The sequence below is a fragment of the Acinetobacter sp. 1125_18A genome, from assembly GCF_052824985.1.
This window is the reverse complement of record NZ_VTDG01000006.1, coordinates 19,353-38,096: the sequence shown is the minus strand read 5'-3', so window position 1 is coordinate 38,096 and position 18,744 is coordinate 19,353. Positions and strand designations below refer to the sequence as shown.

Annotated in this window: 21 protein-coding genes and 1 pseudogene; 15 read left to right on the top strand and 7 right to left on the bottom strand. The window is 38.8% G+C overall.

Going from position 1 to position 18,744, the window contains the following annotated elements; all coding sequences use genetic code 11:
* Positions 1-26: 26 nt before the first annotated feature.
* The 3 genes and pseudogenes from FY049_RS12055 to FY049_RS12045 form a co-directional block, all read left to right on the top strand.
* Positions 27-740 (top strand): annotated as a pseudogene (locus tag FY049_RS12055) (NYN domain-containing protein); the annotation flags it as partial.
* Positions 741-984: 244 nt separating this feature from the next.
* A complete protein-coding gene (locus FY049_RS12050; protein ID WP_446083762.1) occupies positions 985-1,743 on the top strand; it encodes a hypothetical protein in 759 nt (252 codons plus the stop codon).
* Positions 1,744-1,880: 137 nt separating this feature from the next.
* A complete protein-coding gene (locus FY049_RS12045) occupies positions 1,881-2,444 on the top strand; it encodes an HdeD family acid-resistance protein (RefSeq protein ID WP_004718021.1) in 564 nt (187 codons plus the stop codon).
* Positions 2,445-2,631: 187 nt separating this feature from the next.
* On the opposite strand, the gene FY049_RS12040 is transcribed toward FY049_RS12045, so the two are convergent.
* The gene (locus tag FY049_RS12040) at positions 2,632-3,081 is read right to left on the bottom strand and encodes a carboxymuconolactone decarboxylase family protein (protein ID WP_034611667.1); all 450 of its coding nucleotides are present in this window, start codon (positions 3,079-3,081) and stop codon (positions 2,632-2,634) included.
* Positions 3,082-3,180: 99 nt separating this feature from the next.
* Here FY049_RS12040 and FY049_RS12035 point away from each other — a divergent pair, with 99 nt between their 5' ends.
* The 5 genes from FY049_RS12035 (at position 3,181) to FY049_RS12015 (ending at position 7,946) form a co-directional block, all read left to right on the top strand.
* The gene (locus FY049_RS12035; protein ID WP_224964688.1) at positions 3,181-4,317 is read left to right on the top strand and encodes a glycerate kinase family protein; all 1,137 of its coding nucleotides are present in this window, start codon (positions 3,181-3,183) and stop codon (positions 4,315-4,317) included.
* 188 nt (positions 4,318-4,505) lie between these two features.
* Positions 4,506-6,497, top strand: coding sequence for an ATP-dependent helicase (locus tag FY049_RS12030; protein WP_056516924.1), 1,992 nt, complete (start codon positions 4,506-4,508; stop codon positions 6,495-6,497).
* 86 nt (positions 6,498-6,583) lie between these two features.
* On the top strand, positions 6,584-6,835 hold the full coding sequence (locus FY049_RS12025; RefSeq protein WP_004718014.1) for an RNA recognition motif domain-containing protein: 252 nt from the start codon (positions 6,584-6,586) through the stop codon (positions 6,833-6,835).
* A 220-nt stretch (positions 6,836-7,055) separates the two neighbouring features.
* Entirely contained in the window at positions 7,056-7,559 is a 504-nt protein-coding gene (locus tag FY049_RS12020) for a DUF6586 family protein (protein ID WP_004718012.1), read from the top strand.
* Between the two features lie 108 nt (positions 7,560-7,667).
* A complete protein-coding gene (locus tag FY049_RS12015; RefSeq protein WP_004718010.1) occupies positions 7,668-7,946 on the top strand; it encodes a hypothetical protein in 279 nt (92 codons plus the stop codon).
* A gap of 263 nt (positions 7,947-8,209) precedes the next feature.
* Here the strand turns inward: FY049_RS12015 and FY049_RS12010 are convergent, their stop codons facing one another.
* The 4 genes from FY049_RS12010 to FY049_RS11995 form a co-directional block, all read right to left on the bottom strand.
* Positions 8,210-9,928: a cation:proton antiporter gene (locus tag FY049_RS12010; protein WP_004718008.1), complete on the bottom strand. Its 1,719-nt coding sequence runs from the start codon at positions 9,926-9,928 to the stop codon at positions 8,210-8,212.
* A gap of 182 nt (positions 9,929-10,110) precedes the next feature.
* Positions 10,111-10,266 carry a 50S ribosomal protein L33 gene (gene rpmG / locus FY049_RS12005; RefSeq protein WP_003654787.1) on the bottom strand — a complete coding sequence of 52 codons (156 nt, stop codon included), beginning with the start codon at positions 10,264-10,266 and terminating at the stop codon, positions 10,111-10,113.
* A gap of 12 nt (positions 10,267-10,278) precedes the next feature.
* Positions 10,279-10,515 (bottom strand): 50S ribosomal protein L28, encoded by a 237-nt coding sequence (gene rpmB / locus FY049_RS12000; protein ID WP_000048256.1) that lies wholly within the window; start codon positions 10,513-10,515, stop codon positions 10,279-10,281.
* A gap of 165 nt (positions 10,516-10,680) precedes the next feature.
* Entirely contained in the window at positions 10,681-12,129 is a 1,449-nt protein-coding gene (locus FY049_RS11995) for a coniferyl aldehyde dehydrogenase (RefSeq protein WP_016539261.1), read from the bottom strand.
* 111 nt (positions 12,130-12,240) lie between these two features.
* Here FY049_RS11995 and FY049_RS11990 point away from each other — a divergent pair, with 111 nt between their 5' ends.
* From FY049_RS11990 to FY049_RS11970, 5 genes are all read left to right on the top strand, one after another.
* Entirely contained in the window at positions 12,241-12,933 is a 693-nt protein-coding gene (locus FY049_RS11990) for a TetR/AcrR family transcriptional regulator (protein ID WP_034611676.1), read from the top strand.
* Positions 12,934-13,018: 85 nt separating this feature from the next.
* Entirely contained in the window at positions 13,019-13,885 is an 867-nt protein-coding gene (gene purU, locus FY049_RS11985) for a formyltetrahydrofolate deformylase (protein WP_446083761.1), read from the top strand.
* Positions 13,886-14,106: 221 nt separating this feature from the next.
* Positions 14,107-14,931, top strand: a complete 825-nt coding sequence (locus tag FY049_RS11980) for an energy transducer TonB family protein (RefSeq protein WP_004818828.1) — start codon at positions 14,107-14,109, stop codon at positions 14,929-14,931.
* Positions 14,932-14,962: 31 nt separating this feature from the next.
* Entirely contained in the window at positions 14,963-15,586 is a 624-nt protein-coding gene (locus FY049_RS11975) for a MotA/TolQ/ExbB proton channel family protein (protein ID WP_446083760.1), read from the top strand.
* Positions 15,586-15,990: an ExbD/TolR family protein gene (locus FY049_RS11970; RefSeq protein ID WP_004717995.1), complete on the top strand. Its 405-nt coding sequence runs from the start codon at positions 15,586-15,588 to the stop codon at positions 15,988-15,990. Before FY049_RS11975 ends, FY049_RS11970 begins: the two co-directional genes overlap by 1 nt.
* A gap of 115 nt (positions 15,991-16,105) precedes the next feature.
* Here FY049_RS11970 and msrA read toward each other — a convergent pair whose 3' ends face one another.
* Positions 16,106-16,627 (bottom strand): peptide-methionine (S)-S-oxide reductase MsrA, encoded by a 522-nt coding sequence (gene msrA / locus FY049_RS11965; RefSeq protein WP_004717992.1) that lies wholly within the window; start codon positions 16,625-16,627, stop codon positions 16,106-16,108.
* Between the two features lie 253 nt (positions 16,628-16,880).
* Positions 16,881-17,219 (bottom strand): TIGR01244 family sulfur transferase, encoded by a 339-nt coding sequence (locus tag FY049_RS11960; protein ID WP_056516927.1) that lies wholly within the window; start codon positions 17,217-17,219, stop codon positions 16,881-16,883.
* A 126-nt stretch (positions 17,220-17,345) separates the two neighbouring features.
* On the opposite strand from FY049_RS11960, the gene FY049_RS11955 reads away from it, so the two are divergent.
* Both FY049_RS11955 and trxC read left to right on the top strand, forming a co-directional pair.
* Positions 17,346-18,242, top strand: a complete 897-nt coding sequence (locus FY049_RS11955) for an alpha/beta hydrolase (protein WP_446083759.1) — start codon at positions 17,346-17,348, stop codon at positions 18,240-18,242.
* On the top strand, positions 18,243-18,674 hold the full coding sequence (gene trxC, locus FY049_RS11950; protein WP_419258116.1) for a thioredoxin TrxC: 432 nt from the start codon (positions 18,243-18,245) through the stop codon (positions 18,672-18,674). It begins immediately after the preceding gene.
* The last annotated feature ends 70 nt before the right edge of the window (positions 18,675-18,744 follow it).

Below are 18,744 nucleotides of genomic sequence, written 5' to 3'. Positions count from 1 at the left end.
TGAAAAAATTAAAAATGGGGGATGTTATGGAAAATACTAAAAAATTTGCTGTTTTAATTGATGCGGATAATTCATCTGTCAATTCGATTTCTTCTGTATTGGAAGAAGTGGCGAAATATGGAATTGCAAGTGTAAAGCGTGTTTATGGGGATTGGAGTAATCCAACTTTAAAAGGTTGGTATGAGATAGCTTTAAAATATGGTATGAGCCCTGTTCAACAATATGCTTATACTGTTGGTAAAAATGCAACAGATATTGCTATGGTCATAGATGCTATGGAATTACTTTATAGCGGAACATTCGATGGTTTTTGCTTAGTATCCAGTGATAGCGATTTTACTCCATTAGCATTAAAAATCCGTGAAAAGGGGCTATTTGTTCATGGTTTTGGTAAAAGTTCTACTCCTATTTCATTTGTGAGCGCATGCGATAAATTCATTGATGTCAAAAATTTTATAGATGGGGAACCAATTGATTTAAAATTAAATATTAACGAAAAGGTTACTCAAGGTCAGATCAGTATTGATAAAGATGTTTTAGTACTTATTCTAAAAACAATTCGAGATAAAGCAGATGAGCATGGCTGGGCAAACTTATTAACTGTGAATCAATACTTAAGTGCGGTTAAACCTGATTTCGATTCAAGGGTATATGGTAGAGCGAAGTTTTCAGGGCTGATTAGATCATTAGAACTATTTGAAATTAAAGAAGTAAAAAGCCAGTTACTTGTACGAAAAATAAATTTTAAAGTAATCATCAAGTTAACTCAGGAGGCTTTAAAAGTAGCTTCTGAAACTAATAATTGGGTCGATATTAAAAGTGTTGTTAATAATATTAAAACTTTAGAGCCTAAATTAAATATCGAATCATATGGTTATGATTCGATTGAAAAAGCAATTTTATCAATAAATGGCGGTTGGGTTGAGTTCAATGGTAATAAGATTAAATTGGGTAAATCAATTTCGTAAGGATTGAAAAAAAAGAATGTGGAAAAAGATTCGAGTTGGTATTTTACTGGTCATTCTGTTGATTGTTGCAGTGAACGCATGGCGTGATATGAATCAAGATTGGAGCAAGCCAATCGTTGTTTTATTACATCCGATCAATGCAGATGGTCAACGCTCCACATCAGCCTATATTCAGCAAATTTCAACAGATGATCTTGAAGAAATTGAACATTATTTAGGTCTACAGTCTCAAGCATTTCGTGGGCAACCGATTTCGTTTCATTTTCAGCTTGGACGTGAATTAAATACCTTGCCGCCTAAGTTCCCAGAATCAGGTCGTATCTTGGATACAGTTTTGTGGAGCTTAAAATTTAGATTTTATGCATGGAAACAGCATCAAGGAGAAGATGGCTCACCATCAGTGACCCTGTATTTAAATTATTATGATCTCAAGTTGCAGAAAGTATTGAAACACTCTACTGCATTGGAACGTGGGCGTATTGGTTCTGTGAATCTATTTGCATCGCCGAAGCAAAGTTCGAGTAATAAAGTCGTTCTTGTACATGAGTTACTGCATACCTTTGGTGCAAAAGACAAATATGATTTTACAACAGGGCAGCCTCTCTATCCGACAGGCTATGCCAATCCTGAACAACAACCACGTTATCCACAACAGCGTGCAGAAATTATGGGCGGCTATATTGCGCTTTCAGAAAGCAAAAGTAAGACACCTGAAGATCTAGAAGATACCATGATCAGTCGACTCACTGCACAAGAAATGGGTTGGGTGAAGTAGTGTATAGAGCTGTGCTGTTTATCGCTTAGATTCTGCTCAAACAAAGCTTTATTCTGGTATAGATGCAGATTTTATACAGACAAACACCTGAATTAGATCAACAATAAAATGAATGAATAACAACCAAGAGAAGAATTATGCGTACTGTAGGAAATGATTTAGTTCGTCATCAACTCCATGAAAACCGTAAATGGTATCTTCTGCTTGGAGCTTTATTGGTGATCTTTGGATTAGTGCTATTGGCTTCACTGGGTATGGCAACATTGACGGTTGTTGCATTGTTTGGTGCTTTAATGATGATCGGTGGGGTTTTACACCTGATTGCAGCATTTAAAATTTTTGATGGTGGCTTCCGCTGGCTTTGGGCGTTGTTTGGTGTGTTGTATATCGCAGCGGGTTATTATGCATTTAAATCTCCGATTACCACTGCAGTGGTATTAACCAATTTACTGGCAATTGCTTTATTGATTGGCGGTTTTATTCGTATTTTTAATGCATTTATGTTGAAACCAATGTCTGGATGGGGGTGGACATTATTTTCAGGGCTTTTAACCTTGGCAACAGGTGCAATTATTCTGGCATCACCAGATTCTCCTTTTTGGGTACTCGGATTATTTTTAGGTGTGGATATTTTATTCCAAGGAGTCAACTATCTCACCTTTGCTGCGGCAATTAAACAAATCCCACCTGCGAGTCATTAAGGTTTCATTTAATGTTTTAAATCATATGTGCTTTTAACAAAACGCCTGATCAATGAGATCAGGCGTTTTGCATTTTGGTGTAAATTTTTATGCAACTAGAGCAGTATTCAGTTAAATCTTATCTCAATTAACATTCCTGAAAAGCGAGGTGCTGCCTAGATAAATGATTTAAGCGTTGAAACTCAGCTTATTTCGCGACTTTATACTGGCTGGAAATGGCGATACGGTTCCATGTGTTGATCACAATCGCAACCCATTCAATCGCCGTGATTTCATCACTGGATAAATGCTGTGCAGCTTGTTCATAAGCGCTATCTGGAAAATGTTGATTGGCAATTAAAGTGATCTCTTCAATTAAAATTAAAGCCGCACGTTCTTTTTCAGTAAAGTATTCACTTTCACGCCAAGCACTAATCAACGCAATACGATCCGTTGACTCGCCCGCTTTAATTGCATCTTGGGTATGCATACGAACACAGAAAGCACATTGGTTAATTTGCGAGGCTCTTAATTTGAGCAAATGAGAGAATCCAACATCAAGCCCAGCTTGCTGAACTTTTTGCATAGATAAATTTTCAAGCTCGATGACCGTTTTATATAGTTCTGGGGCAGTCTTACCAAGGTTTACACGTTGCATAGTTGTCATTTCTTTAGTCTTAGTTATGAATTTATTAGTTTATCTATACTCGAAAAATCGTTATGTTAATTTTTGAATCTCACCAAAATGCATTTGCTCATGTCTAAAGTTTTTGTTCTTGCGCCTGACTCATTTAAAGAAAGTATAACAGCCGAACAAGCTTGTTTTGCAATGCAACGTGGCATTGAAAAAGTCATTGCTGATGCACAGTTTATTCATGTACCTATGGCAGATGGTGGTGAGGGAACAGTCGATGCTTTGGTCTCTGCACGAAGTGGTCGTAAAGTATATGTTGAGGTCACTGGTCCATTGGCTCAGCAACGAATATCGACCTATTGGGGATTAATTGATGACGGTCAAACAGCTGTTATAGAAATGGCGCTGGCAAACGGTATTCATCTGATCGAGAAGTCTCAACGCAATCCTTTAATTACATCAACTCTGGGTACAGGCGAAATGATCAAAGCCGCTTTGGATTTGGGTGTTGGTAAAATCATTATTGGTCTGGGTGGTAGTGTTACCAATGATGCTGGTGCCGGGATGGCACAGGCTTTAGGGGCAAAATTTTTAGATGAGAATAACCACCCTGTAGACGTGGGTGGTGGGCAGCTTCAGCAGATCAAAAGCATTGATCTTTCACAACTCGATGCGCGTTTAAAAGCGACTGAGATTATTATTGCCAGTGATGTAAACAATCCATTATGTGGCCCAAATGGTGCTTCTTTTATTTTTGCGCCACAGAAAGGAGCAACTGCTGAGATGGTTGGGATCTTAGATCAAAACCTTGATCATTTTGCTGCGTTGGTGAAACAACAGTTGAATGTTGATGTTGCAAATCTACAGGGTGCTGGTGCTGCAGGCGGTTTGGGTTTCGGACTTATGGCTTTTACGGGTGCAAAAATACGCTCTGGTGTGGAAATCGTGATTAAAGAAACCCAACTTGAGGAGATGATTGCACAAGCAGATTATGTGTTTACTGGAGAGGGTGGTATTGATTTTCAAACCAAGTTTGGCAAAACACCTTTTGGGGTAGCGCAAGTTGCCAAGCAGTTGAATAAACCTGTGATTGTTTTTGCAGGGCATATCGGTGAAGGCGTCGAGGAGCTTTATGCAGAAGGCTTTAGTGCAATTTTTGGTATTGTTGATGGTGCATGTGATTTAGCAACAGCATTAAAGCATGGTGAGCAAAATTTAGAACGCTGTTGTGAGAGTGTGGCACGGTTGTTAAGACTATAAGGCGGTTTTTATTGTAGAAGCCCTCCTTTAATCGCTGCTATGGACGATAAATTTTTATTGTCTTGAATTTTTCTTCATTGGTATGTCCTGATTTAAGCGTCAATTCACGACTTGATTCTTGGGTTAAAATGCATAATTTCACTATAGCTCTGCTAAACTAGCAGCCATCCATAAAATGATGAGTGAAAATGAGTTTAGCCAACCTGATTAATGAATTAAACCCTCAACAAAAACAAGCTGCTACGACTGAAACAAAACATAGTCTAGTTCTTGCTGGGGCAGGTTGTGGCAAAACCAAAACCATTGTGGCACGAGCTGCATACTTAATTGATCAAGGCATTCCTGCCAATCAAATCCAAATTTTGACATTTACCCGCCGTTCTGCCAGCGAGATTGTGGCGCGGGTAGAACTTGCTTTAGGTGATCAGGCCAAAGGGTTACGCGCATCTACATTTCATACCTTTTGCATGTATTTACTTAGACGCGTGCCAAAAGCTTTTGGATTGGATCAATTTTCGATCATAGATCGTGATGATCAATTGATGTTGTTCCGTTTGATTCGTGGAAAGGATGATAAAAAGAATCCCAACGCCTTGCCTAAACCACAACAGCTTTGTGATTTATATTCCTTTGCACGCAATACTCGGCAAAAACTAAGTTTAGCTTTAGAAAAGCAACTGCCTGAGTTTTTAGACGATAAAGAGCAAATCGCAGAAATCATGAAAGAGTACGAAACCCGTAAGCGGGCACGTAGTTTTCTAGATTACGATGATATTCTCGCCGTGGTTGCTTCTGCTTTGGCACAGTCCGATGGTTTAGCGGATTATGTTGCGGGCTTATGTCAGTACATGCTGGTTGATGAAATGCAAGATACCAATCCTTTGCAGTGGGCAATTCTTGAACCATTAAAAGATAAAACATCACTGTTTTGCGTGGGAGACGATGCACAGTCGATTTATGGTTTTCGTGGTGCGGATTTTGAAAATATCCACCATTTTAAAGAGCGTGTGCCAGATGCAGAGATTTTCAAATTAGAAAAAAATTATCGCTCTACTCAAGAAATTTTAGATTTTTCCAACTGGTTACTCGATCAAAGTTCGATTCATTACGATAAAAAACTTGAAGCTTATCGTGGTGATGGCATTAAACCGCGAATGCATGTTTTTCCAAATGAGTTTGATGAAGCAAAATGGATCGCGATCGACATCAAAGAGCGGCATTTATTGGAAGGTTCAGCTTGGCATGACCATATGGTGTTGGTGCGCTCAGCCTTTGCGGCAAGACATATTGAGGCTGCTTTTATCCAAGCCAATGTTCCCTACCGATTTATTGGAGGGATGAAGTTGCTTGAAACAGCGCATGTCAAAGACTTATTGAGTTTATTGCGTGTTATTGCTAACCCATTGGATGATATTGCGTGGATGCGGTTTTTAACCTTATGGAATGGCGTGGGCGACGTCGGTGCGAGTAAGCTGGCGCAACAGCTCTTACTGGATGCAGATATTGAGAAAATTACAGAAAAATTAGAGAAGTTTGGGCGCATTCCTGACAATACTTTGCTGATCATGAAGCAAATGAGTGTATTAAAAACCGAAGTTGAAGCCTGTGTAAAACTCGGTGTAGAGGCTATTCTCAACCAACTTGAAGAAAACTATGCCAAAAAAGATTGGCATAAACGAGTGGGTGATTTTGATCTGGTCAAGCAACTGGCGTCTAAACATACCCAACTGAGCGAGTTCTTAGAAGAATATGTACTTGACCCTGTTTCAATCAGTGAAATTGAGCGTCAGTCGCAAGATGATGTGGTGACTTTAATTACCATCCATTCTGCTAAAGGGACAGAACAAAAGGTTTGCTATGTGGCAAATGTCTCTGCGGGGCAATACCCAAATGCACGTGCACAAGGCAATTTCGATGAAGTTGAAGAAGAGCGCCGTGTACTTTATGTGGCTTTAACACGCGCACAAAATGAACTTATTCTAACCAAACAAAATTTAAGTTTTTGGGCACATACGCAAACAGATGAACAAGGGCGTAAGATTGAAAGTTATTTTCTCAATGATTTAACTCGAAATTTATGTAGCACAGAAACTCACTATAGACAGCGAGAGCAAACTGTAAAAAGTGCCTTAATCGAGCGTCGGGCGATTAATTTAGATTTTGGTATAGATCTAGATTAAACTATAGCAATCGTTTTTCATTCAAAAAGTAGGTAGGCGAGTGCTTTTTGATGTTTTTTGCCTCGTTTATATTTTAAGGTTGTGAGATGAAAATTTTAGTTCGTAATTTAGAACGTACTGTAACTGAAGCTGAATTGTTAGAGTTATTTAAGCAATACGGTACAGTAGATACTTGTACTCTAGTACTTGATGCTGCAACAGGTAAATCGAAAGGTTTTGCTTTTGTTGAAATGCCACATGGTAGAGAAGCAGTTAAAGCGATTAAAGGTTTAAATACCTTGCGCTTACATGGTCATGGAATTCGTGTAAAAGCAGCGGAAGATAAGCCAGAAGCATAATTGACAGATAGTCTAAGGAGCATTTATTGCTCCTTTTTTATTTTAGTATTTAAATAATCTCGTCAAACCATGATAAAAATAAAAACTTAAATTGATATTTTTGTAAAAACGAGCGCTATCTATTTTATTGACATACAACATGGATAAAATTCATTGTGATTTTTGTTCAATAAAGATTAAGCTAAGACTGTAAAGAATGCCAAAATCTTAGGGAACTTCCATGTCACGTGTAGCTCGCTTTCATGCAGACCGTACCAATCAAAAACTTTATTTTGCTCGTCTTGCATGTATGCAGGGAGAACAAACTGAAAATGTTCAACAAGCTCAAGCACATCGTGAAGCAGCAGTATTTCATTTACATGGCGCGGTTTTAGCATTTCTGCAAGAGTTGGTACGTTATTACCGTTTAAATGATTTTTCCCCAACCTTAAAGTCAATCGAAGAAAATATGGCGGCTAAAGGACAAGTCTCACCAGAAGTTTTAGTGATGCAAAAATTAGCCAAAGAAGGATTTATTGCTGAACTTAAAAGAGCGTATCGACTTTGTCAATATGCACCTGAACCAAGTGCACCAGAACCAGAGGATGAAACATCATCAAACTTAATTATCAAAGTGACGCAAACACCACAAGCTTGGTTGCCTGATACAAAGATTTTAAGAGAGTGGCACCGAGATTTATCGCAACTTATTGATGGTTTTCGTAATGAAATGGTTGAATTCTGATCTTTTTGATCAGATATACTTGAAATTTTGTTTTAAATGACTATATAAAATATCTACAAGATGCAAAGTGCATTCAGCACCTTGCCCCATGTTGAGCATGGAGGATTTATGTCTATCGAACAGTTAAAAGAGTTATTTGGAAATCAGGAAGCTATTTTGGAGTTGGTACAGCTCGAAAGTGGGGAGCTGGCACTGCGTAATGCAGGTTCTGAAAAAGAGCCCTTGGTCACTATTCAATTTAATGAAGAAGTGAAAGCATTACTGGGTGATCAAACGCCAGCGATTGCACAACAGATGATTCAGGCTGCATTATTTGCGTTACTTGAAAAACAGGCAGATGAATGGCACGCTGAAGTTGTTGATGAACAACCAAAATTTATGAGCTAGTGATTTCATTTATTCTAGAATAAATACAATAAACGCACTTTCGAGTGCGTTTTTCTTTGTATGCAAATAACCTGATATACGCAAATGGCATCAAATTCTAGAAGTTTTAAATCTTTTGTTAGATGGGGTGGTGATCCCCCATCCAACATCGTTATCGATACCATTACATAATGGAAGCACCACGACTTTCCAAGGTCCACAAAGAACAGTCGTGTGGTTTTAGCTGCCTTTTAAAAGATCTACGTTTTAAAGATTATCCTAATTCAATGTGTTGGTTCATGATGATGAGCAATTTGGATCTGGTTTAAAATATGATTACTCATGTTTTTCGCCATTTCTTCTTTTGCATAATAGACTTCACCAACATTATCTTTACGGATCACTTCAGCCTCTTCTTTATTTTCAGCACAAACTAACACTTGAATCTCAGGATTAAGCAGCTTAGCAGTATCGACAATTTTATGAATATCTACAATATCCATCGGTGAAATCACCAATAGTCGTGCATGTTGGATATGGGCTTGAATCAAAACACTGGGTTCTGTTGCTCGACCAGAAACCGCAGCGATGCCTTTTTCACGCAAATTCTCTACAATTTCGCGGTTCTCTTCAGCGATGACCACTTTGATGCCATCATCCATCAATGTTTTGGTAATACGACGTCCGACTTCACCATGACCAACAATCACCACTTGATCACGTAAATACGCTTGATCAACTTCATCTGGAAGCATCGCCAATGGGTCACCGCTACGCTCAAGTAAGCGCGCTAAATGCGAACGCTCACGGATCCAGTTTTGCACAGGTTCGATCGCAGAAAATAGAAATGAATTGAGGGTGATAGAAAATAAAGCACCCGCTAAGATTAAGTTTTGCGCTTCAGGGCTAAGTAATCCCAGTGACAAGCCTAAGGTTGCCAGAATAAAGGAGAACTCTCCAATTTGTGCCAAACTGGCGCCCACTGTTAATGCTGTATTGATGGGATAACGGAAAAATAACACCAATGCCATCGCTGCCAGCGTCTTACCAATCATAATAATGGCAATGACTGCTAAAATATGCAGAGGCTGTTCCACAATAATACGTGGATCAAATAACATCCCGACAGAAACGAAGAACAAAATCGAGAAAATTTCGCGTAAAGGTAAGGTTTCTTCTTCTGCACGATGACTAAAATCTGATTCTTTAACCACCATTCCGGCAAAGAACGCTCCAAGTGCCATAGAAACGCCGAAGATTGCGTATGAGCCATAAGCGATTGAAACTGCCGCTGCGACTACGGTTAAAGTAAAAAGCTCTCTAGAGCCTAAACGTGCCACATATTGCATAATCATTGGCACAAGGCGTTTCCCAATGATGAGCATAAAGGCGATAAAACCAGTTACTTTTAATAGGGTGATGCCGAGTGTTAACCAAATGTTTTGATCAGATTCATGTCCTGCAATAGGATGTCCGCCTAAAAGTACCGCTGTTGCAGGCAGTAGAACCAAGACTAAAACCATGACCAGATCTTCGACCAGCAACCAGCCAACGGCAATCTTACCATTCACCGAGTTAAGTAGCCCTTTGTCACCTAATGCTTTGAGTAAAACCACCGTACTTGCACAGGATAAACTTAAGCCAAAGACCAGTGCAGAACCAAAGCTCCAGCCCCAAAAGATGGAAACTGCCATACCCAGTAAGGTCGCAACCGCGATTTGTAAAATTGCACCAGGGAGGGCAATTTTTCGGACTTGCATTAAATCGTTGAGGGAAAAATGCATTCCGACACCGAACATCAAGAACATGACGCCTAATTCAGCAAGCTGATTGGCCAGCGCGATGTCTGCAACAACACCTGGGGTATTGGGGCTGATGATAATTCCCGCAATTAAATAACCAATCAAAGGTGGCAGGCGTAATCGTGCAGCGATATAGCCAAAGATCAGGGCTATACCAAAACCAACTGCAAGTAAAATAATCAGATCTACATCATGAGGCACTAAATACTCCTTAAATCTTCAGGAGAAATCATTCAAAAAATCATTTCTTAAGGTAATGACTTTGTATAAAGCCATATAAAATGCACAATCAGTGCCAAATTCGCTAAAGAGTTTAACAAGTCGAAGAAAAAAAAGGCAAAAAAAACGACCCAAATGGATCGTATTTTTTAAGAAAACTAAAATTATTTAATTTTAGCTTCTTTGAAGATTACGTGTTGACGGATTTTTGGATCAAATTTTTTGATTTCCATTTTTTCCGGCATAGTACGTTTGTTCTTAGTAGTGGTATAGAAATAACCTGTACCAGCAGTAGAAACTAAGCGAATTTTATCACGCATGGTTCAGACTCCTTAGATCTTTTGACCTTGAGCACGAAGGTCAGCAACAACCTTTTCAATGCCCAATTTGTCGATAATACGCATACCTTTAGTGGTTAGACGAAGACGTACAAAACGTTTTTCGCTTTCTAACCAGAAACGGTGGTGATGCAGGTTCGGCTCGAACCGGCGTTTAGTTTTGTTGTTGGCGTGTGAGACGTTGTTACCAACGACTGGACGCTTGCCGGTAACTTGGCAAACCTTAGACATGGTGTAACTCCATTGATTTAGCCAACAGCAAATCTGTATGGCCAGTCAAAATAAAACGGATTGAATTCATTCAAGGGGCGTTTTATACCAAAATTCCGCTTAAAAGACAAGCGGAATTCGTCAAAACGCAACATGATCTAATTTGATAGATCATGCCTTGATCAGTTAGCGTAAGAAAGTTTTCTCTAAAATCTTATTTAGGGCTTTGTCATAAGGCGCTAATATGAATTTTAAGCTAAATAGCTTAGGAATAGACATTACTGAACGCTCATGTGATAAACCAAAGAAACCTTCTGGGCCATGATATTTGCCCATGCCAGATGCACCAACGCCACCAAATGGTAAATCGTCTTGTGCAACATGGGTAACTACGGCATTTTGACCGAAATGCCCAGAATGGGTACGTTGAGAAACGTATTCTGCGCGGGCATTGTCAAAGTCGAAATAGTATAAAGCAAGTGGACGCGGTCTGCCATTAATAAAGTCAATTACATCGTCAATTTGATCATATTCCATAATTGGAAGCACTGGACCAAAGATTTCATTCTTCATAATGTCCATTGTAGGTAGAACACCTGTTAAGAATGTTGGGGCAATTTTACGTACACTCGCTAATTCTTCATTTTGAGGATTGATTTCAATCAACTCAGCGCCTTGTTGACGTGCATCCTCTAAATAACCTTGAACACGGTTGTACTGCTTATCGTTGATGATGCTGGTGTAATCTTGATTATCACGAATCGTCGGGTACATTGTTGTTGCAGCTTGTTTAAAGCTTTCAATAAACTCGGCAGTTTTTCCTCGAGGTAGGAACATATAGTCTGGTGCTACACAGGTTTGACCAGAGTTCCACAATTTACCAAAAGCAATACGTTCAGCGACCAGATTGAGATCGCTTGAAGGGTGTACGATTACAGGTGATTTACCACCAAGCTCAAGAATAACAGGCACTAGATTTTCGGCAGCAGCGGACATCACGGTTTTACCGACATTGGTAGAGCCAGTAAAAATGATTTTATCGAATGCTAAATGTGAAAATGCATCGGAAATTTGACCACCGCCATTGACCACGGCAACCAATTCTTGTGGAAATGCTTCTGAGAGTGCATTTTCAAGTACGAAGCCAAAATTAGAAGATGAACTTGAAATCTTGAGTATTGCGTGATTTCCTGCAGCCAAGGCGCAAATCAGTGGGCCAACAGAAAGCAATAATGGATAGTTCCATGGTGCAATAATTCCAATCACACCTAAAGGCTGATATTGCACCCAAGCTTTGGCTGGTTGGTGTAAGATAGACACATGGCGCTTAGATGGTTTCATCCATGCTGTTAAATGCTTGCTATAATATTTAATTTGTTCTAAACATGTGAGTAGTTCACCAATTTTAGTTTCGCTGATTGAACGATTGCCGTAGTCTTGATTGATTGCTTCTGCAAATTGATCTTGGTATTTTACCAGAACTTTCTTTAAGCGAGCTAAACGTTCAATACGTTCCTTTGCTGTAGGAACAGGGTAGCGTTGATAAGCGACTTTCTGTTGTTCAAGAATGTCATGCATACGTTGAACTTCAGGTGAGTAAGAAGTCATTGAATTTGTTTTTGTATGACTGTTCATGACAAACACCATTTACGAATAGGTTAATATAATATAATTTTTAGAGTAAATACTCTAAATAGTCAAGTCACTTTATGTTAGCTTGTGCTAACGGTTAAAAATGGTAATAGGATGTCGAGCTCCAAAACTTTGAAAACGAAAGACCGAATTTTGCAGATTAGTCTGCAACTTTTTAATGAGCGCGGCGAACGTGCAGTTACAACGAATCATATTGCAGCAGAGCTTGGGATCAGTCCTGGAAATTTGTATTATCATTTTCGAAACAAACAAGAAATCATCAAAGAATTGATGGAACAATACCAAAAAGAAACTTTAGATATGCTGTCATTACCCGATGACCGTGGAGTCAATGCGAATGACAAAATCCGTTATTTCCAAGTTTTAAGTAGTCAGCTATGGGAATATCGCTTTCTACATCGTGATGTTTACCATTTAATTGAAAATAACGACGACTTTAGAAAAATTTATCCTCGCTTTGCTGGCAAGGTGATGCAACAAGGGCAAAAAATTTATCATGCCTTTGTTGAAGCGGGACTGATGCAGATGACACCTTCTGAAATTGAAGCACTCATCATCAATATTTGGATTGTCCTGACCAACTGGACAAACTTCCTGTATATGTCTGGGCATTTAAGTGATTCCAACCATTTAGATGAAAAATGGATTTGGCAAGCATTGCGCCAGATGGTGTTTTTAGAAGGTCCTTATTTACGTGGCGAAAGCCGTGAAACCTATGAACGTTTGCTAGAAAGCTTCGGTTCTTCGGAATTATTTGCCAGTTTATCTGCGGTAAAACGCGATTGATGCTGAATCAAGATTGAAAGCTGATGAAAAAGCGTTAAAATATTCGGCTGTTTTTTAAATTAACTTATAAGTGATATCCATCAACATGAACATGACTACTGCCAACACAGCGCGTCTACTGATTACTTGTGAAGACAAGCCAGGAATCGTGCAAGCTGTATCGAGCTTTTTGTATCATCAGGGCGCGAACATTACTGCGCTTGATCAATACGCAACTGAAGCTCAGGGCGGGCGTTATTTTATGCGTGTTGAGTTTGAACTTGATCATTTGCAATCCCGTCGTGAGAGTCTCATTCAAACTTTCGCAACCAATGTGGCTGAACGTTATAGTATGCATTGGCGTTTGGCTTTGGTGAGCGACATTAAAAAAGTCGGTATTTTGGTGTCTAAAGTTGACCATGCTTTGCTTGAGTTGTTATGGCGTCATTCACGTGGTGGCTTACCTTGTGAAATTACTCAAGTGGTTTCAAACCATGAAGACTTACGTGAGTCTGTAGAAAACTTTGGTATTCCTTTCTATGTGGTTCCTGTTAATAAAGAAAATAAACGTGAAGTCTATACAAAGATCGATGAGTTAATGCAAGGGAATGATTTATTGGTTCTCGCGCGTTATATGCAAATTCTCGATGAAGAGTTTGTACAAAAGTGGGAAATGAAAGTGATCAATATTCATCACTCATTTTTACCTGCTTTTGTGGGGGCAAATCCATACAAACAGGCTTATGAAAAAGGCGTTAAATTGATTGGGGCAACAGCGCATTATGTGACGGCTGATCTAGATCAAGGTCCAATCATTGAGCAAGATGTAGAACGAGTAAACCACGATTTTACTGTGGATCAACTGCGTGAATTAGGCCAAGACGTTGAACGTAACGTACTTGCTAGAGCGGTAAAATGGCATCTAGAAGACCGTATTATTGTCGATGGCAATAAGACTGTTGTTTTTCAATAACATGTGAATATTCATTTAATATGAGTCGTAAAAAAGGATGCTTTAAGCATCCTTTTTTTATTTTTAATTTGTAAAATCGATTAAAAACATTGAAAAACCAGTTGCAAATGAAAACACTTCTCATTTATCATTGTTGCACTTTAATTGTTCTATCCGATGAGCTTAATCTACAAACTGAATAATTTTTTGTAGTTTGCTCAATTTTAGGTATTTAGATTCTTATGAGTCAGTCTTCCATTGCACCACTTCAAACGCCACCACCGATGAAGAAAAAAGTCCTTGCTGCAGTGTTAGCAGTTGTTGTCGGGCACGTAGGTGTGTTGTGGGGGGTAAGTCATATGAAACCATTTGAACTGCCTCAAATAAAGAAAGAACCTTTAAAAATCAAATTTTTAAAGTTAAAAGAAGATGTTCCACCGCCGCCACCTCCTCCATCTGAACCCATCAAACCTAAAGTTCAACCGAAACCTATAGAGAAGAAAGTTGAGCCTAAACCTGTGGTTAAGCCAAAAATCATTGAGCAGAAAAAACCTGTAGAAAATGATGATCGGGCAAGAAAGCTTGAAGAACAAAAGCGTTTAGAAGAGCAACAGAAGCAGGATAAGGCACGTCAAGATGAGCAAAAACGTCAAGATGATCAGAAGCGTGCGGAACAGCAGAAACGTGAACAAGATGAACGTGATCGTCAAAAACGTGAGCAAGATGAGCGCGATCGTCAACGTCGTGATCAAGAGCAAAGAAACACGCCGCGTAATGTAAATGAAGGTCAGGTGTCTTGGAGTCGTAGTCCACGTATCGCAAAAGAGCAATTACTTAAACTGATGTCTCCAGAAGATGGAACAAAAGTTGTGAATCTAGAAATTACTGCGGATGCGGGCGGAAATATTACCAATGTCCGTATTCTTCAATCCAGTGGTAATTCAAGTTTAGATAGTTATGTTGTTAAGCAGACTCAATCTGCAAAATTTAAAGCTTATAGAGAAAATGGTGCGGGTGTACCATTTAAAATTAGGCAAGATTTTGCATTGTCGGTCTCTAAAAAGTAAATAATTTTTTTAAGAATTAGGAAATGTGCATATGAACTTTTCAGTTTATTGGCAACATGCTGATGCGGTCAGTAAGACACTGTATTTCGTGTTATTGGCAATGTCTATTGCAACGTGGACTGTGTTCATTTTGCGTATTCTAGGCACGCGTCAACTCAAGCAGGTTGCTCAGGATCACCTTGCTCAGGCTTTAAAAGCATTAAAAGCCAAGCTTGCGCCATTAAGCTTTGACCAACGTAAAGCAGTTGCAGAACAAGCGTTACTACGTCAAATCTCAGCAGAAAAGGCCAATGCTGAAAAAGGTATTTCAGTTTTAGGAACGATTGCTTCACTTGCACCATTTGTTGGTTTATTTGGTACGGTATGGGGAATCTTCCACGCACTTGTTGCTGTAGGTAAAAGTGGTCAAGCAGGTTTAGCTCAAGTTGCAACGCCAGTTGGTGAGGCATTGATCATGACCGGTCTAGGTCTTGCTGTTGCGATTCCAGCGGTATTGGCATATAACATTTGCGTACGTTTTAACCGTACATTGTCAAATGAGTTGCAAGATCAAGCACATGGTTTGTTAATTGATACGATGTTACAACAAGATTCTTCAACGCAAAAAGTTGAATCTGAATCTACCAGTAAAGGTTTAGTTGGAGGTCAAGCTTAATGGCTTTTCAATTGGGAGAAGACAACGATTCTGGCATGAATGAGATGAATCTCATTCCGCTGATCGATATTATGTTGGTATTGATGATCATCTTCTTGGTGACAGCCACCGTTGCTAACCCATCGATACCATTAACTTTACCAAAGACCACTGCTGAAGTAATCGCGCCTCCACCTGAAGCAATTACCATCAGTATCAATCAGAATGGCGATGTGGCTTGGAATGATAAAGTCATCACTTTAGATGAATTGGCTAAACGATTTGATGAAGAAGGTCAAAAGCCAGTAAAACCAGCTGTACAGTTGAGAGCGGATAAAGAATCTCGCTATGATACCGTTGCACAAGTGATGTCTCGTGCAAGTGAAGCAGGATTAAATGATCTTGCCTTTATGAGTGATAATTAATTTAAATAATTACAAATATTTTAAAACCTCCTTTTAAGGAGGTTTTTTTATGTTGATATTTTGGCTATTGGGTTAGTTCACTTTTGTTATATAAAGTGAAGTATTTTCAGTGATCTTATTCTTTTAAAAGATCTTGAAATTGGCTATGAAGTTTGAGTAATTTTGGTGGAATGGCAAAATTACAATAACCTTGCGCAGGATTACGGGCAAAGAAGTTTTGATGATATTCTTCGGCAGGATGGAAGGTGGGTGCTGGACTGAGTTCAGTCACAATATTTAAACCATCTGCTTTAAGCTGCTCAATAAATTGTTCAGATTCAAGTTTTTGCTGTTCATTGAAGTAATAAATCACCGAACGATATTGTGTTCCAATATCATTGCCTTGGCGGTTTAATGTAGTTGGATCATGAATTGCAAAAAAAACCGTGAGTAATTGTTGATAATTGATTTGCTGTTCATCAAATTCAATCAAAATCACTTCAGCATGATTGGTATCCCCATTACAAATTGCTTCATAAGTTGGATTGGGAGTATGCCCGCCAGCATAACCACTGACTACGTGATTGACACCTTTGAGCTGTAAAAATACGGCTTCGGTACACCAAAAGCAGCCACCACCAAATAGAGCCTGTTGCATGTGAAGATCCCTTTATTTTTAAATTATGGAAAAGACGAAACGATGCCAAAGATCATATCGTGAACTTGCTTAGTTTGTCATATAACCATTTAAGCATAGGTACAATACCTGTTTGATTCACTAAACAGATCTGTTTAAATTGTTGCAAAATTTTAAAAGTGCAATCTATTCGAATTGCTGTAAAAACTTAAGCTTTTCCATTTAAGGTGAACCAAAAGACATTCAATAGAATGCCTTCTATATTCATGAGAATTTATTCGTCATCTAATAAATCCATTTGTTTTGCAATTTGATAGAGGTTATTTGAACGATTACCTGTACGACAAAACATGAGTACTGGTTTTGGAAGCTCGTTAAAGCGGTTGGCAAAGCTTCTGACATCAACTTCTGTGATTTGACCAGCAACGACAGGTAGAAATACATAGTCCAAACCTGCAGCACGTGCAGCTTCTTCAATTTGAGCACTTGTAGGCTGTTCTGTTCCGCCTTCCATATCAGGACGATTATTCATTATAGACTTAAAGCCTTTTTCTGCCACTTGAGCAATATGTTCTGGACCAATTTGACCAGCAAAACCAACATTTTCACTCATTTCGTCACTCCTATATGATTTAAAATCCAATATGCTATATATAATAGCATTAAGCTCAGAACTGAGTTTGAACGATAAAAGATTTATAAAAGAAATATCTATAAAAGATAACGCAATGGAGTGTGTATGTACGCATATACAGTTGAACCACTATATATTCCCATTGGACAAGAAGTCATAGCGGCGGATTTTTATCGACCTAAAAATCTAAAAAAACCTGCTGTTATTATTATGGCTCATGGATTTGCATGTTTAAGACAATTTAAGTTGGTGAGCTATGCGCAAAAAATTGCACAGGCAGGCTATGCGGTTGTGCTGTTTGATTATCGTTTTTGGGGAGGAAGTACAGGCTTTCCTCGTGAACTGATTTCATTGCAGAATCAGTTGGATGATTGGAAAACCGTGGTCAGTTATGTCGCAACACAAAAGAAAATTAATCCAAAAAAAATAGCGCTTTGGGGGACCTCTTTGAGTGGAGGCTATGTACTTAGTCTTGCAAATGAGCTAAAGAGTGTCCAAGCTATTATGGTGCAAGTGCCTTATGTGGATGGGGCAGAAACTGCAAAATTGTTTCCAATTCAACAGTTACCCAAGGCATTAAAAATATCCAGTCAAGATTATATGGGGGCAAAAGTTGGTATGCTTCCACGAACCTTACCTGTGGTACATCCCTTTGATTTATGTTTTATTCCGACCAAAGATAGTTATAACGGCTATATGTCGATTGTAAATCCAGACTACTTTTGGAGTGGTGAAGTTCCGGCACGGGTATTTTTTAATTTAATCCGTTTTAGACCAATTCAGACTGTCAGAAGTATTAATATTCCTGTGCTATTTATTGCGGCTAAAAAAGACAGTTTTATCCCCATTGAATCTAGCCGAGAAACGGCAACAAATATTGCACCTTTTGTGCAATATCATGAATGGGATATGGCACATTTTGATATTTATCATGGGAAATGGTTGGAAAAATCAATTTTGACCCAATTAGAGTTTTTACATCAACATATTGGAGTGAGCTAGATGATTATTGTATGCCCATCATGTGGCGCAAAAAACCGAGTTCCCGAAGATAAACTAAATGCTCAACCCACTTGTGGTCAATGTCATCAAAATTTGATTGCACTTGCTCCTATTGAGTTAAATGAACAAAATTTCAGTAACTTTGTCAGTCATAGTGATTTGCCAATTATGATTGATTTATGGGCAGAGTGGTGTGGCCCATGCAAAATGATGGCACCGCATTTTGCTGAAGTTGCAAAAAATAACCCCCATGTGGTTTTTGCTAAAATTGATACTGAAGCGAATCCACGGTTAAGTAGTGCATTTAATATTCGCAGTATCCCAACCGTGGTTTTAATGAATAAAACCACGGAAGTTGCTAGAATAAGTGGTGCGTTACGTGCTAACCAATTACAAGAATGGTTAGATCAACAATTGAATGCCCATAAGTAATTCACGGGCTCGGAGTTATTGTGTCAGATTCTCATGTAAAACCTGAAGGTACACTGTCTTTACAAACCAT